Origin of the sequence: Telluria beijingensis (assembly GCF_030770395.1) — a bacterium.
GTDB classification, from domain to species: Bacteria; Pseudomonadota; Gammaproteobacteria; order Burkholderiales; family Burkholderiaceae_D; genus Telluria; species Telluria beijingensis.
Genome location: NZ_CP132480.1, coordinates 2,164,843 through 2,179,456, shown reverse-complemented (window position 1 = coordinate 2,179,456; position 14,614 = coordinate 2,164,843). Strand labels below are relative to the sequence as shown.

Annotated in this window: 14 protein-coding genes; 6 read left to right on the top strand and 8 right to left on the bottom strand. The window is 66.4% G+C overall.

Annotated elements, in window-relative coordinates; all coding sequences use genetic code 11:
• Positions 1 to 25: 25 nt before the first annotated feature.
• The gene (locus Q9246_RS09670; RefSeq protein WP_306397307.1) at positions 26 to 802 is read right to left on the bottom strand and encodes a GIN domain-containing protein; all 777 of its coding nucleotides are present in this window, start codon (positions 800 to 802) and stop codon (positions 26 to 28) included.
• Positions 803 to 1,081: 279 nt separating this feature from the next.
• Here Q9246_RS09670 and Q9246_RS09665 point away from each other — a divergent pair, with 279 nt between their 5' ends.
• The 3 genes from Q9246_RS09665 to Q9246_RS09655 all read left to right on the top strand — a co-directional run bounded on the left by Q9246_RS09665 (position 1,082) and on the right by Q9246_RS09655 (position 4,328).
• Positions 1,082 to 2,500: a M16 family metallopeptidase gene (locus Q9246_RS09665; protein ID WP_306397305.1), complete on the top strand. Its 1,419-nt coding sequence runs from the start codon at positions 1,082 to 1,084 to the stop codon at positions 2,498 to 2,500.
• Positions 2,493 to 3,902, top strand: a complete 1,410-nt coding sequence (locus Q9246_RS09660) for a M16 family metallopeptidase (RefSeq protein WP_306397303.1) — start codon at positions 2,493 to 2,495, stop codon at positions 3,900 to 3,902. The genes Q9246_RS09665 and Q9246_RS09660 overlap by 8 nt, the downstream gene beginning before the upstream one ends.
• Positions 3,903 to 4,046: 144 nt before the next feature.
• A complete protein-coding gene (locus Q9246_RS09655) occupies positions 4,047 to 4,328 on the top strand; it encodes a PAAR domain-containing protein (RefSeq protein ID WP_306397302.1) in 282 nt (93 codons plus the stop codon).
• 587 nt (positions 4,329 to 4,915) lie between these two features.
• Here Q9246_RS09655 and Q9246_RS09650 read toward each other — a convergent pair.
• Positions 4,916 to 5,395, bottom strand: a complete 480-nt coding sequence (locus Q9246_RS09650) for a hypothetical protein (RefSeq protein ID WP_306397301.1) — start codon at positions 5,393 to 5,395, stop codon at positions 4,916 to 4,918.
• A gap of 498 nt (positions 5,396 to 5,893) precedes the next feature.
• A complete protein-coding gene (locus tag Q9246_RS09645) occupies positions 5,894 to 6,706 on the bottom strand; it encodes a TOBE domain-containing protein (protein WP_306397299.1) in 813 nt (270 codons plus the stop codon).
• Positions 6,707 to 6,803: 97 nt separating this feature from the next.
• Between Q9246_RS09645 and modA the strand changes: the two genes are divergently transcribed.
• The 3 genes from modA to modC are packed head-to-tail and all read left to right on the top strand — an operon-like array spanning position 6,804 to position 9,317.
• The gene (modA, locus tag Q9246_RS09640) at positions 6,804 to 7,547 is read left to right on the top strand and encodes a molybdate ABC transporter substrate-binding protein (protein WP_306397297.1); all 744 of its coding nucleotides are present in this window, start codon (positions 6,804 to 6,806) and stop codon (positions 7,545 to 7,547) included.
• Between the two features lie 4 nt (positions 7,548 to 7,551).
• Positions 7,552 to 8,235, top strand: a complete 684-nt coding sequence (modB, locus tag Q9246_RS09635) for a molybdate ABC transporter permease subunit (protein WP_306397295.1) — start codon at positions 7,552 to 7,554, stop codon at positions 8,233 to 8,235.
• Complete coding sequence (modC, locus tag Q9246_RS09630) at positions 8,232 to 9,317, top strand: molybdenum ABC transporter ATP-binding protein (protein ID WP_306397294.1); 1,086 nt, start codon at positions 8,232 to 8,234, stop codon at positions 9,315 to 9,317. The genes modB and modC overlap by 4 nt, the downstream gene beginning before the upstream one ends.
• Before the next feature lie 179 nt (positions 9,318 to 9,496).
• Here the strand turns inward: modC and Q9246_RS09625 are convergent, their stop codons facing one another.
• Genes Q9246_RS09625 through Q9246_RS09605 form a run of 5 tightly spaced genes read right to left on the bottom strand, consistent with a single transcriptional unit; the run spans position 9,497 to position 14,613 of the window.
• Positions 9,497 to 11,407, bottom strand: a complete 1,911-nt coding sequence (locus tag Q9246_RS09625) for an ATP-binding response regulator (protein WP_306397292.1) — start codon at positions 11,405 to 11,407, stop codon at positions 9,497 to 9,499.
• Complete coding sequence (locus tag Q9246_RS09620) at positions 11,404 to 12,777, bottom strand: ATP-binding protein (RefSeq protein WP_306397291.1); 1,374 nt, start codon at positions 12,775 to 12,777, stop codon at positions 11,404 to 11,406. The genes Q9246_RS09625 and Q9246_RS09620 overlap by 4 nt, the downstream gene beginning before the upstream one ends.
• Complete coding sequence (locus Q9246_RS09615; protein WP_306397290.1) at positions 12,774 to 13,802, bottom strand: ATP-binding SpoIIE family protein phosphatase; 1,029 nt, start codon at positions 13,800 to 13,802, stop codon at positions 12,774 to 12,776. The genes Q9246_RS09620 and Q9246_RS09615 overlap by 4 nt, the downstream gene beginning before the upstream one ends.
• Positions 13,790 to 14,257 (bottom strand): anti-sigma regulatory factor, encoded by a 468-nt coding sequence (locus Q9246_RS09610; protein WP_306397289.1) that lies wholly within the window; start codon positions 14,255 to 14,257, stop codon positions 13,790 to 13,792. The genes Q9246_RS09615 and Q9246_RS09610 overlap by 13 nt, the downstream gene beginning before the upstream one ends.
• Positions 14,257 to 14,613, bottom strand: coding sequence for an STAS domain-containing protein (locus tag Q9246_RS09605; RefSeq protein ID WP_306397288.1), 357 nt, complete (start codon positions 14,611 to 14,613; stop codon positions 14,257 to 14,259). The genes Q9246_RS09610 and Q9246_RS09605 overlap by 1 nt, the downstream gene beginning before the upstream one ends.
• Position 14,614: the final 1 nt, after the last annotated feature.

Here is a 14,614-nt window from a genome sequence, read left to right as displayed (position 1 = left end):
CGATATTCCCGGGATGCGGGCGTCCTTACTTCCAGTTGACCTTGCCCAGGCCGTCGAGGGCGACCTTGCGGTTGGCCGGCTTGCCGAACACCGTCACCGAGCCCATGCCCGACAGCGCCAGGTTGACGCTGTCGCGCGCGTGGACGGAGGCATTGCCGAGCCCCGACAGGTCGAGGGTGACCGCATCCACCGTGCACGCCTGGGCGTCGAGCCCGCCCAATCCGCCCAGCTCGGCCCGCAGGCGCTTGCTGCGCCCGCTCAGGGTCACGTAGCCGGCGCCGCCCAGGCTCAGGTCGACCGTCTCGCTGTTGACGCCCTGGATCTTGAGGTTGCCGACGCCGCCCAGGCTGGCCTTGACATTACGGTAGTCCGACGATGATACAGACATCGAGCCGGCGCCATCGAGATTGATTTCCAGTGTTTCCCCGGCGAACCCGGTGACCGTGGTGGAGCCGACGCTTTCCGACGACACCGCGCGCAGGTTCGGCAGCACCAGCTCGGCCTGCAGGCCGGAGCTGCGGCCGAAGCTGAAGCCGGAATTGCGGCCCTCGGTCTCGATCTGGAGGGTGTCGCCGCGCTGCGCGGTGGTGGTGCGCGACAGCAGGCGCGCGTCGCCGGTGAGGACCAGCGACGGCGTCGTCCCCTGGCGGATCCGGAGGTCGCCCACCCCTTCGAGCTTGACGCGCACCACGCGCGCGTCGATCGTGCGCGTCTCGGTGCCGGTCTCCGGCGCGGCACCGGCGATGCCGATCGAGACGCCCAACAAGGCAACCGCGGCGCCCAGCTTGATCAGGTGGTTCATCCATTCTCTCCAGTGAATTCTTGTTCCGGCCTCGCGCCGGGACTTGTCATGTTGCAACTATAGCGTGAAAGCCGGGCCGGTCGACGCCATATGCGACGAACTGCACGAATCGCTGCCCGAAATGCAATCGCCCGGGATGGATGCCGTCTGCATGACATCGGCAGGCCGTGCGTTATGACAAGAAAAAGGGGTTACTTAATTGCATGTCATTGCGCTAAGATGATCCGCCGATGGCCTCGCGCCATCGCTCCAACATTCATCAATGAGGTCACCATGCGCATGCGCCAATTACCTGTCCTGATGGCCGGGCTCACCCTGTCGATGTCGGCCTTCGCCGCCTCGACCGACCAGTGGACCCTGCCGGTCAATACCAAGAAACTCGACAACGGACTGACCGTCATCGTGTCGGAAGACCGCAGCTCGCCGACCGTCGGCGTGTCGGTCGTCTACCACGTCGGCATGCGCCTCGAACCGCGCAACCGCACCGGCTTCGCCCACCTGTTCGAGCACCTGATGTTCCAGGGCACGCCGAACGCGCCGAAGGGCGTGTTCGACACCACCATCACCGCCGGCGGCGGCTGGAACAACGGCTCGACCCGGCCCGACTTCACCAACTACATCGAAACCGCCCCGGCCTCGAGCCTGGAGCCGATCCTGTGGCTGGAAGCGGACCGCATGAAGACCCTCGACTTCAATCCGACCACGCTCAAGAACCAGCAGGACGTGGTCAAGGAAGAGATCCGCGTGAATGTGAAGAACCAGCCCTACGGCGGCTTCATGTGGATCGACATCAGCCAGCACGCCTTCCAGAAATGGGAGAACAACCACGACGGCTACGGCAGCTTCGAAGACCTGGAAAACGCCAGCCTGGACGACGTGCGCGCCTTCCACCGCGACTACTACGGCCCCAATAACGCAGTGCTGGCGATCGCCGGCGACATCACGCCGCAGCAGGGCTTCGCCCTGGCCCAGAAATACTTCGGCGCGATTCCCGCGCGCCCGGTACCGAAAGGGACCGATTTCTCGGAGCCGCTCAACACCGCCGAGAAGCGCCTCGAGCAGAGCGACGCCCTGGCCCAGGTGCCGGCCATCGCGGCGGCCTGGAAGGTGCCGGAACGCGGCAGCCGCGACCAGGCGCCGATCGCGGTGCTGGCCGAGCTGCTGGGCGGCGGCGACGCCTCGCTGTTCTACCAGGGCCTGGTCAAGGGCCGCGAGATCGCCCTCAATGTCGACACCATGTTCGGCCTCACCAGCCCGTGGGAGTACAACGGCCCGACCCTGATGACCGTGTTCGCGCTGTACAAGCCGGACAGCAGCGCCGACGCCGTGCTCAAGGCGATGGACGAAGAGATCGCGAAGATCGCGAAGGACGGCGTCGACGACGCCACCCTCAAGCGCGTCAAGACGCGCATGCTGGCCGACTGGAACAACAAGCTGGAAAGCTTCGTAAACCGCGCCGACACCATGGCCAAGCTGCAGGTACTGTGGGGCGACGCCAATGTCGTCAACAAGATCCCGGGCTGGATCGAAGGCGTGACGTCAAGCGACATCCAGCGCGCGGTCAAGACCTACCTGGTGCCGACCAACCGCACCGTCATCGACCGCAAGCCGGCCGCGATGATCGACGCCGCCAAGACCGCGGCAGCCCCCAACAATGCGCCTGCCGGCGCCACCAACCAAGGAGCGCGAAATGAATAAACTGATGCTCGCACTTGCCATCGCGCTGGCCTTCGCGCCGGCGGCGCATTCGGCCGACGTCGCCACGCCGAAAGGCATGCCCGCCTACGGCCAGGAAAAATCGATCCCGGCGCCGAAGATCGCCCGGCAAACCCTGCCCAACGGCCTGACCGTGTGGGTCGTGCCGCGCGACGGCCTGCCGCGCGTGGACTATGTGCTGGCCGTGCGCGGCGCCGGCTTCGCGGCCGACTCCGCGACCCAGAGCGGCTTTGCTTCGATGCTGGCCGGGATGCTCAACGAAGGCACGGCCAAGCGCGACTCGCGCGCCATCGCCGAAGCAGCCCAGGGCATGGGCGGCGAAGTGGCCGCCGGCCCGGCCGCCGACGGCATCACGCTGTTCGCCAACGCCCTCGCCTCGCAGGCGCCGGCCATGATGAACCTGATGGCGGAAATCGCGCGCCAGCCGTCCTTCCCCGAAAACGAAGTGGCGCTGGCCAAGGCCAATGCGCTGCAGGCGCTACGCGTCTCCGAGACCCAGCCCGGCTTCCGCGCCGAACGCGCGATCAAGAAGGCGGTGTATGCCGACCATCCGTATGGCCGCACCGACCCGACGGTCGAGTCGATCAATGCCGTCACCGCCGACATGCTGCGCGCCGAACACGCGAAGCGCTTCCGCCCCGACCGCGCGCTGCTGGTGATCACCGGCCGCATCAGCGAAGCCGAGGCAATGAAACTGGCCAAGGCTGCCTTCGGCGACTGGAAGGCCAGCGGCACGGCGCTGCCGGACACCCCGGTCGTTGCCACCGGCGTGAAGCCGGCGCGCGTGCTGCTCAAGCGCGACGGCAGCGTGCAGTCGACCCTGCGCCTGGGCAGCCCCGGCATCGCGGCCAGCGCGGCCGACCAGATTCCACTGCGCCTGACCAGCACCATCCTGGGCGGCGGCTTCTCGAGCCGCATCAACACCAATCTGCGCGAGGAAAAGGGTTACACCTACGGCGCGTCGGCCGGCGCGCGCATGAGCCGTGCGGGCGGCATGATGGTGGGCGGCGCCGACGTGCGCAACGAAGTCACCGGCGCCTCGCTGGAAGAATACTTCAAGGAGTACAAGCGCATCGGCAGCGAAACGGTGCCGGCGAAGGAAATGGACATGAACAAGCGCTACGTCGCGGGCGGCTACCTGCTCAGCAACCAGCTGCAGCGTTCAGTCGCCAGCACCCTGGCCGCCAACTGGCTGGTCGGCCTGCCGCCCGAGTTCCTGGGCGAGTACGTGCCGAAGATCCAGAAGGTCACGCCGGAACAGGTGCGCACGGTGGCGAAGAAGTATTTCGCGCCCGAGAACCAGTCGATCGTGGTGGTGGGCGATCCATCGAAGCTCGATGAGCAGCTCAAGCCGTATGGTGCGTTCACGGTGACGGACAAGTAATCCGGCGCAGCTTGCGTAGCCTGTGGCCCCGCGTCATGCGCGGGGCTTTTTTACGTCTGCCTCACGCTGCGCCACACTTATTGGTTGTCAAGACTGGCCAACCGGTCCATCCTTATGCTGCAACCTTGCATTCAAGGAGCGGACATGGCAAAGCGCTACTACATCACGCTTGGCGCATCGACGACGGCCGGCGGCACCGTGACCTCGGCCAGCTCGCTACTGGCGCTCGACGGCGTCAAGGTCGCGCTAGAAGGCGACCAGGTGGCCTGCCCTGCCTGCGGCTCGACCGGCATCATCGGCCTCGACGGCCCGCACCTGCCGGCGCGCCACGACGGCCGCCAGTATGCGCTGGATGGCGACCTGTGCCTGTGCCGCTGCGATCCGCCACCGCGCCTCGTGGCGGTGCAACAACTGTGCGGCCAGTAGTTGGCCGTGGTGCGCACGGCAAAACCGTTGGGCATGCCAGCGCCACCGACGCTAGCGCGATGTCTCATCAAGCGGCGCCTCGTACATAACTGCAACCAATTTGCCCCGGAGTGGACCTTCGATGCGCTACTTCTCGACTTCCTCAAGCCAGTCGCGAAACCATTGCACAGGCATCGTCTCGCCTTCAAATGATCTCGAACGTAGCTCGTCAATCGAGTACGTGTTCACCAAATAGAGCTCCCACTGCGTATCGACATCGGTTAACACGAGAAGCAACTTTACTATTGCTGGCTCAGCATCGATGTCCCGATACCGACACCAGAAACGATCACACCACTCGGCAATCTGCTTGTGGCTATAGGGGCTGGTGTCTGGATCAGCGCCCCAGGCAAGCACACGAATTGCCGAGTCACGTGTAAACGGAAGCTCGATAGGTATAGATATTTCCATAGCTCTTCCGATCGATCGGTCGTGTTGATTCGATTTTTTCGACGTCCGTTTCTGGCCGGAGCAGTTCAAGGAGAGGACTGCAACCGGCCCAAAGCGGACGCAGCCCAGTTCGAACCGTAACGCGGCCTCGGTGTGGGCTAGGACTGATTTTCTGCTGAACGCCGCTTAGTAAGGGCGATGTCCAATATCTCAGCTGGCGTCAGCTCGTGTCCATCGTAGCCGCCGCCAAGGTATTGTTCTGGCCAATAAATGAGGTCAGAAACCTTGTCATCGCCAGTATTCAGCGCGAGGGTCTCGATCCAGTATTCGAGGGTCATGGCTTTGCCCTGTCCCTCGCAGATCGCATTGATTAACTCCAGTAGCTCCAAGTCTGAAAGGTTCGTTGGTATCGCGTTCCAGTCCATCGTCAAACGCTTTGCAAACTCGTCAGCCCCGATCGAGCCAAACGCGCCAAGGACATCGTTTTTTCCGACTACACGGCCGGTTAAAAGTGACAGCTGTTTAAGCGTCTCTGCATAGTCCTGTCCCGCCTCGTGCAAGCCATACACAGCTTCAGTCAACGGCAAGACTCGTTCGAATATGCAAGCATCAAAAGGAGTGATCAGCTCAAGTCTCATGTCTCAGGTATATTCGGTCATGGCCGAAGGCGGCCCTCTAGCTCAAGCATAGCAGGTCGTCAGGGCCGAAAAAATCGCCGACTGTTACGAAGGGTCGGATCCAACCCTAGCAGACGTTTTTTCGGAGTTTTCTACCGCACTAGCAGGTAGAACGTGTAGCCGATTGCTCCAAAAATAAAATAGATACCTAAATATCCCGACCACATCATGAAGCGGCCTTCCCAGTTACCTTCCTTGCTCAGCTTCGTGTAGTAGGCCCAAGCATTCCCGTGCTCATATAACTTTCGCTTACGATGCTTGTAATCGATGATCTGGTTCGGAATGCCAATGAAGACGACAAAAACAAGAGCAAGAATTCTTAGCAAATCCAAGTAGGCATCCTCCAAATAGACGTTCTGTTGAGCGAAGTTCCGCTTTTGGCCGAAAGCAGGCCATCTGCATGGTTGAGTTTTCGATCTTGTCGGCACACAGGCAAGCAACAGATTTTGTCACGCGCCGTCAGTCGGGCACGCCCAGGATCACGCTCGAGGCCTTGAACAGCGCGGTCGCTGCCGCCCCTTCTGCAATGCCCAGCGCATCCACGCTCTCGTTGGTGATCGTTGCCGCCACGCTGCCGCCACCCGCCAGCGCGATCACCACTTCGGAATTGACCGCGCCGCGCATCAGCCGCGCGACCTGCCCCTGCAGCTGGTTACGCGCCGACAGTCGCGCGCCATCCGCGCCGGTCATGACGATCACCGACGACGACTTGATGAGCGCAAACGCCTGCCGTCCCGGCGCCAGGCCCAGGCTCTCCGCGCTCTCGCGCGTGACGATCGCGACGATGGTTTGCCCGCCCGCGATGTCGAGCGTGACCTCGTCGTTGACCGCTCCCCGCGTCACTCGAGACACCGTGCCAAAGAACTGGTTGCGTGCACTGGTCCTCATCCTGAACCTCGTGAACAGTGCGAGATCGTCGGCCACCGCGCCGGCCTGGAGGTCGAGTCGTTCGAGATAATCACGGTGCACCTGTTCGATCGTCCTGAAATTGTCCACCAGCTGCCGGCCGCGCGCCGTCAGGCGCGTGCCGCCGCCGCCCTTGCCGCCGGTAACGCGCTCGACCAGCGCCTCCCCGGCGAGATTGTTCATCGTGTCGATCGCGTCCCAGGCCGCCTTGTAGCTCAGGCCCACGGCCTTGGCCGCGCCGGTGATCGAGCCCAGTTGCCCGACCGCCGCGAGCAGTTCGACACGGTTGCTGCCGCCCAGGTGCTCGCCGCCGACCGTCATCCAGACCTGGCCCTGCAGCGCGATGCGCTTGTCATCCGTGCTCATGCGTATTTGCTTCCCATACGGTTATTCGTTATATACTTCATTATATATCGCTCATCCAGCCATTTATCCAACCGCCAGTCCAACCACGGAGAACACCATGAAACACCTCGTCAGCCTGGTCGCCGTCCTTGCCATCTCGGGAGCCGCACAGGCCGACGAGGTGCAGGTCGCCGTCGCCGCCAACTTCGCCGGCCCGATGGAAAAACTGGCCGCCGAATTCCAGCGCGACACCGGCCACAAGGCCATCGTCGCGACCGGCGCCACCGGTAAATTCTACGCGCAGATCCGGAACGGCGCGCCGTTCGAAGTGCTGCTGGCGGCCGACGACGAAACCCCGGCCAAGCTGGAGACCGAAGGCCACATGGTGGCCGGCAGCCGCTTCACCTACGCGACTGGCCGCCTGGTGCTGTGGTCGGCCAAGGATGGCGTCGTCGATGCCGGCGGCAACGTCCTCAAGACCGGCACCTACAGGCACCTGTCGATCGCCAATCCGAAGACCGCCCCATACGGCGCCGCGGCCGTCGCCACCCTGCAAAAGCTGGGCCTGTACGACACCGTGCAGCCGCGCATCGTCCAAGGCGAGAACATCGCCCAGGCCTGGCAGTTCGCCAGCACCGGCAACGCCGAACTGGGCTTCGTGGCCCAGGCCCAGGTCTGGCGTGACGGCAAGTTCACTTCGGGTTCGGGCTGGATCGTCCCTGCCACCATGCACGACCCGATCCGCCAGGACGCCGCCCTGCTGGCCAAGGGCGCGAAGAACCCGGCAGCCCAGGCGCTGCTGCAATACCTGCGCACCGACAAGGCGAAAGCGCTGATCCGCACCTTCGGCTACGAAGTCTGAGCGGATGCTGGATGGTTCGGATTTTGCCGCGATCTGGCTGACCCTCAAGCTGGCCGCGGTCGTCACCCTGCTCCTGCTGGTATTCGGCACGCCGCTGGCCTGGTGGCTGGCGCGCACGCACTCCAGGCTGCGGCATGCGGTCGGCGCCGTGGTGGCGCTGCCGCTGGTGCTGCCGCCGACCGTGATCGGCTTCTACATGCTGCTGGCGATGGGCCCCAACGGCCCGCTCGGCCAGGCCACCCAGGCCCTCGGCCTGGGCACGCTGTCGTTCACCTTCACCGGCCTCGTGATCGCCTCGGTGTTCTATTCGCTGCCCTTTGTGGTGCAACCGCTGACCAATGCCTTCGAGGCGGTCGGCACGCGCCCGCTGGAAGTGGCGGCAACCCTGGGCGCCACGCCCTGGGACACTTTCTGGTCGGTCGTGGTGCCGCTGGCGCGTCCCGGCTTCGTCACGGGCGCCATCCTCGGCTTCGCCCACACCATCGGCGAGTTCGGCGTCGTGCTCATGATTGGCGGGAACATACCGGACAAGACGCGGGTGGTCTCGACCCAGATCTACGACCACGTGGAAGCGATGGAATACGCGCAGGCACACTGGCTGGCCGGTGGCATGCTGGTGTTCTCCTTCGTGGTGCTGCTGGTGCTCTACACGCTGTATCCGCAGTCGGTCAGGGGGACGCGCCGATGAGCGGCATTCGTATCAAGGTAAGACTGGACCGCAGCGGCGACGGCGGGGAATTCCTGCTGGACGTCGACCTCGACCTGCCCGACCACGGCGTGAGCGCCCTGTTCGGCCATTCCGGCTCCGGCAAGACCACGGTGCTGCGCATCCTGGCCGGTCTGGAACGCACGCCTGGCGCCTTCATCGCGGTAGGCGACGACATCTGGCAAGACGATGCTCGTGGCCTGTTCGTGCCGACCCACCGGCGCGGCATCGGCTACGTGTTCCAGGAAGCGAGCCTGTTCGAGCACCTCGATGTGCGCGCCAACCTGGAGTTCGGCCTCAAGCGCCTGCCACGCGATGCGCGCCGCTTCGAGGTCGGGCCCGTGACCGAGCTGCTCGGCATCGGCCACCTGCTAAAGCAGCGACCGGCGACGCTATCGGGCGGCGAACGCCAGCGCGCCGCGATCGCGCGCACCCTGCTCGCCTCGCCGCGCCTGCTGTTGATGGACGAACCGCTGGCGGCGCTCGACATGAAGCGCAAGCAGGAAATCCTGCCCTACCTGGAGCGACTGCACGACGAACTGGCGCTGCCGGTGGTCTACGTCAGCCACTCCGCCGACGAGGTGGCGCGCCTGGCCGATTACCTGGTGGTGCTGGAGCAGGGACGCGTACTGGCCAGTGGCCCGCTCGCCTCCACCCTGGCGCGGCTCGACCTGGCGGCCGGTTTCAAGGACGACGCCGGCGTAATGATCGAGGCCGTGCTCGCCGAACACGATGCCGACGGCCTGTCGCACCTGGCATTCCCGGGCGGCGTGCTGCTGGTGGGCCGGCGCGACGCCGCCATCGGCAGCCGGATGCGCTGCCGCATCCATGCGCGCGACGTCAGCCTGGCGCTCGAGCGGCCGCGCGGCAGCAGCATTACCAATATCCTGCCGGCCGTGGTCGATGCGGTGGGGCCGCCGGCGGCGGGCCAGGTGCTGGTACGCTTGAAGGTGGGCGAGACCCTGCTGCTGGCGCGCATCACCGAACGCTCGCGGCGCGAACTGGCGATCGCGCCAGGGTGTGCGTTGTGGGCGCAGGTGAAAGCGGTGGCGCTACTGGCGTAATCGAGTCGCCACCACGTCGTTCCCGCGAAGGCGGGAACCCAAGTGCGCCCGCAGCACGGCAGCGTTCACTGTTTGCGGCTGTGCGAATGCCTTGGGTACCCGCCTACGCGGGTAGTCGTTACCTCCAGTGGAGGTAACGACGTGCGAGCGGTGAGGCGAAGGCGCGCGTGACGGGTGACTCAACCGCGCAGCGCCGCTTCCAGGTCCGACAACTCCGCCGGCTTGACCAGGTGCGCATCGAACCCCGCCTCCTGCGCGCGCCGGCGGTCTTCGGGCGAGCCGTAGCCGGTGTGCGCCACCAGCCGGATATGCGCCAGTTCCGCGTTGGCCTTGAGGCGGCGCGCCACCTGGTAGCCGTCCACGCCCGGCAGGCCGATGTCGAGCACGATCACCTGCGGCTTGTGGCGCAGCGCCAGCACCTCGATTTCGCCGGCGTCGGCCGTGGTCAGCGGCTGGTAACCCATCTCGGCCAGCAGGAAGCCCATCATTTCCATGGCGTCGATATTGTCGTCCACCAGCAGCACGCGCATGCCGCCCGACTCCGCGCCGGTTTCGGGTTCCTGTGGCGCCGCTTCATGCACGCCGGTCGCGATGCGCAGCAGCGGCAGTTCGATGGTGAAGGTGCTGCCCTGGCCGATGCCCGGGCTGGCCGCCTCCAGCCGGCCGCCATGCAGTTCGGCCAGGTGCGACACCAGCGACAGGCCGATGCCCAGCCCTTCCGGCGCGCGGTCCGGCGGCACAGCGGCCTGGGCGAACATGCCGAAGATGCGCGGCAGGTTGTCCTCGTCGATGCCGATCCCGTTGTCGCGCACCGAGATGCGCACGCGTTGCTGCCCGCCTTCGCCCTCGCCGGCGACCTCCACGCCCAGCACGATCGCGCCGCCGGCCGGCGTGAACTTGGCCGCATTGTGCAGCAGGTTGCCGACCGACTGGGCCAGGCGCACCGGGTCGCCCATCACCCAGATGTCGTCGTTCGGCTGTTGCACTTCCAGGCTGTGCTCGCGCGTGCCGATCAAGGGCCCGGCGGTCTCGATCGCCTGCGCGATCACGCCCTTCAGGTCGACTTCCTCGTTGCGCAGCACGATCTTGCCCTCGGAGATGCGAGCCACGTCCAGCAGGTCGTCCACCAGGTGCGCCAGGTGGTCGACCTGGCGCGTGATGACGTCGCGCGCGCGCGCCTGGCGCTCGGCTGCGCCTTCTCCGCTGGCGCCCAGCAGGGCCGCCGCGTTGCGGATCGGGCTCAGGGGATTGCGCAACTCGTGCGCCAGCGTCGCCAGGAACTGGTTCTTGTTGCTGTCGGCGGTGCGCAGCAGCGCTTCCATCTCCTTGCGCGCCGTGATGTCGCTGCTCATGCGCGCCACCCGGTAGACGTCGCCGCGCGCATTACGCACCGGGAACAGGCGGTCGCGCACCCAGCGCACCTGGCCATCGGCGCCATGGAGGCGGAATTCTTCATCGTAGTGCGGCTCGTCCGCCAGGTTTTCCCAGCGCGCGCGCAGGCGCGCGCGGTCGTCGGCGTGCACCGCGTCGAGCCAGGCGCCGGGATGCTGGCGCAGCGCTTCGGCGCTGCCGCCCCACACCGTCGCATATGCCGGGCTGACATAGACCAGCTCGCGCCCGGGCACCGAAAACATCCAGAACACATCGTCGATATTGTCGGTCAGCTGGCGAAAGCGCTCCTCGCTGTCGCGCAGGTCGACCTGGATGCGGCGCATGCGCAGCAGCGCATTGACGTTGGCGATCAGCTCATCGGCCTCGATCGGCGCCGCCAGGTAGTTGTCGGCGCCGCCCTCCAGGCCACGGATCTTGTCGGCGCGGCCGGTCAGCGCGGCCGAGGTCTGGAGCACCAGCACGCTGCTGCTGTCCGATTCGGCCTTGATGCGGCGGCACACCTCGATGCCGTTGATATCCGGGAGCTTGACGTCGAGCAGAACCAGCGCCGGCAGGTGGCGCCTGACCATTTCCAGCGCATCGGTGCCGTTGGCAGCCTCGATGACGTCGAAACCGGCGCTCTGCAGGATGCGGGTCTTGGCGTAGCGGGCACCGTCGTTGTCGTCGACGTTGAGAATCTGGGTCGGATGACTATTCATGATGCGGTTCCATCAGGATCCATGGTCGGTTGCTGCGGTCTGTTGGGCAGGGTGCGCGGCAGGGTCAGTGTAAACGTCGAACCGACGCCCAGGGTGCTCGATACGTCGACCCGCCCGCCGAGCAGGTCGGCCAGCTTGCGGCACAGCGGCAGGCCGAGCCCCGTGCCCTTGCTGCGGCGCTGCAGCGGATGCTCGATCTGGCTGAATTCCTCGAAGATCAGCTGCAGGTTGTCGGGACTGATGCCGATGCCGGTGTCGGCCACCGCGAAGGCGATGGTGTCGGCTTCCGGGTCGTGCGCGGCGAACACCAGCACCGAGCCCTGCTCGGTGAATTTCAATGCGTTGGAGATGAAGTTGCGCAGGATCTGCGAGATCTTGCCTTCGTCCGAATAAAACGGTGCCTCGATGCCGGACGGCTCGAAGATCAGCTCCACCCGCGCCTCGTCGACCAGCGGACGCAGCATGCCCTTGAGCGCGCGGAACAGGTTCTCGACCACCACCGGCTCGACCAGGGTCTCGACCCGCCCGGCTTCGATCTTGGCCAGGTCCAGCAGGTCGTTGACCAGCTCCGACAGGTCCGCCGCCGCCGTGGAAATGAATTTCACCTGCCGTTCCTGCTCGTCGGTCAGGTCGCCATCCATGCGATCCAGCAGCAGCTGGGCCAGCGCGCGGATCGACGACAGCGGCGTGCGCAGCTCGTGGCTGGTATTCGACAGGAAACGCGACTTCATCTCGTCGGCGCGGCGCAGGCGCTCGGCCTTGTCCTCGATCTCGGCGTACAGCGCCACGATGCCGCGGTTGGTGTCCTCGAGCTCGCGGGTGAGCGACAGCAGGTCGTCCTGGCGCTCGCGCAGCTCGGCCAGGGTGGCCAGCAATTCCTGGTTCTGCAGCTGCAGCTCGTGCACCGGGTTCGACACCGGGCTGTCGGCCAGGCGCGCGCCGATCTCGGCCAGCCGGGCCGGCGTGACGTGCTCGTGGCGCGGCAGCGCCTTGCGCACAGTGACGGTGGACGCGCCGGCCTCGCCCGGATCGACTTCGCAGGCGTCCATCAGGCGGTGCGCGGTGATGATCGCCAGCTCGCGCAGCGATTCGGTCTCGGGTTCGCCGGCCGTGGCCGCGCGCGGCCGGCCGGCGCTGACCAGCACCTCGAGGTGCTGGCGGCCCTCGTTCTCGCGCAGCTGGAACAGCGCCCGGCCGCCCGCGCCCTGGTGGCTGGCCCCGCGCGCGACTTCCGACACCGCGGTGCCGATGCGCACCTGGTCCTGCTGCGAAAAGCCCAGCAGCGCCGAGATCTGGCGCGCGCGCTGGCGCACCAGCACCACATCCTGGTCGTTGTCCAGGGCGACGCCGAGGATGCGCTGGGAATTCATCGGCTGCCCGCCATGCGGCGCACCACCAGCACCATCGCGTCGTCGCGCCCGCGGATATGGTCGCGCATCAGGACGGCGGCAATCAGCGCCGGGCTGCGGCCCTGCAAGCCCGGATACTTGTCCAGGTCCCAGCGGGTCTCGATGCCGTCCGAGTGCAGGATGCACAGTGCGCCCGGACCGAACGGCACCGTGAATTCCTGCACCTTGCGCATATTGTGGCCGACGATGCCGTTGTGCGACACCAGCGCGCGGCGGGCATCGTCGAACGCGACCGCGCCGATATTTCCCACGCCGGCGAAGCGGATCTCGTCGGCCGCGAAGTCGATGCGCGCCGCGGCCAGCGCAGCGCCGCGCGTCGGCCGCAGCGCTTCGTGCGCCGCGTGCACCAGCTCTCCGGCCCCGATCGCGCCGCGCTGGTCGAGCGCACGGATCGCGGCGTTGGCCGCGCGCGCAGCGTCCGGGCCGTGGCCAAGGCCGTCGGCCGCGAGCAGGGTCGCGCCGCCGTTCCCGCAAGCGACCGCCCAGCCGTCGCCGCATACTTCTTCACCCTTGATCGGGCTCCACAACGCGCCGACCTCGACCCCGCACGGGTCGGGGCTGGGCACGTCGCGCCACAGGCGCATGAAGAACGCGGCGCCGTCGCCCTGGGTCGAATAGACGTCGAATTCGTCCGACAGGCGGTGCAGCGCGCCCAGGCCGGTGCCGGCGGTGCCGGCGGTCGAGACCCCGTCCATCAGGCTGCTGGCCAGGTCGGCGATGCCCGGACCGCGGTCGAGCGCCAGCACGTCGATGCCGATCCCGGCCGGCGACTGCGCCGGACCGACGTGGATCTCGCCTTCGCCGGCGTGCTTGAGGATATTGGTGGCCGCCTCGGTGATGATCAGGGCGAGCTGGCCGGCGCGGGTCTCGTTGAAGCCCAGCGACTCGGCCAGCTTCTGGCCGGCGCGGCGCACGGCGGCGACGTCGCTGGCGTGGGAAACGGCGAACACCTGCTGCGGGGATTGCGAACTGATCAGCGCTTCCATTTGACGATCAGCACCGCGGTGCCCTCCTTCGGACGGCTGTCGATGTCGAACTCGTCGACCAGGCGCTTGGAGCCGCCCAGGCCCAGCCCAAGGCCACCGCCGGTGGTGAAACCATCGCGCAGCGCGCTGTCGATGTCGGGGATGCCCTGGCCGCCGTCGACGAACAGCAGGCCGATGCCCTTGCGCAGGCCGTCATCCATGGCGTCGAGATGCACTTCGCCGCCGCCGCCGTACTTGATCGTGTTGCGCGCCAGCTCGCTGGCGGCGGTCACCAGCTTGGTCTGGTCGACCAGCGACAGCGCGAGCGCCACCGCGCGCTCGCGCACCTGCTTGCGCAGGCCCACCACGTCCTCGTCCGAACGCAGCGGCAGGGTCGTGCGCCCGCTGCGGTGCTGCCGGTGATGATCGAGCAGGTGCGTCTCGAACAGGACGGCATCGGTATGCGCGTCGACCATTATTTATAGCTCTTTCCGAGCAGGGCCATGCCCTTCTCGACGTTCAGCGCGGTCTTCACGCCGTGCAGGGTCAGGCCCAGCTCGACCAGGGTGATCGCCACCGCCGGCTGCATGCCCACCACCACGGTGCGGGCGTCGAGCACGCGCGCCATGGCGGCGGTATTGCTGATCATGCGGCCGATGAAGGAGTCGACCAGGTCCAGCGCCGAGATGTCGATCAGGACGCCCTTGGCGCCGTCGGCGACGATGCGCTCGGTCAGGTCGTCCTGCAACTGCATGGCGAGGCGGTCGTGCATGTCGACCTGGATCGTCACCAGGAGCAGGTCCCCCATGCGCAGGATCGGAATGCGTTCCATG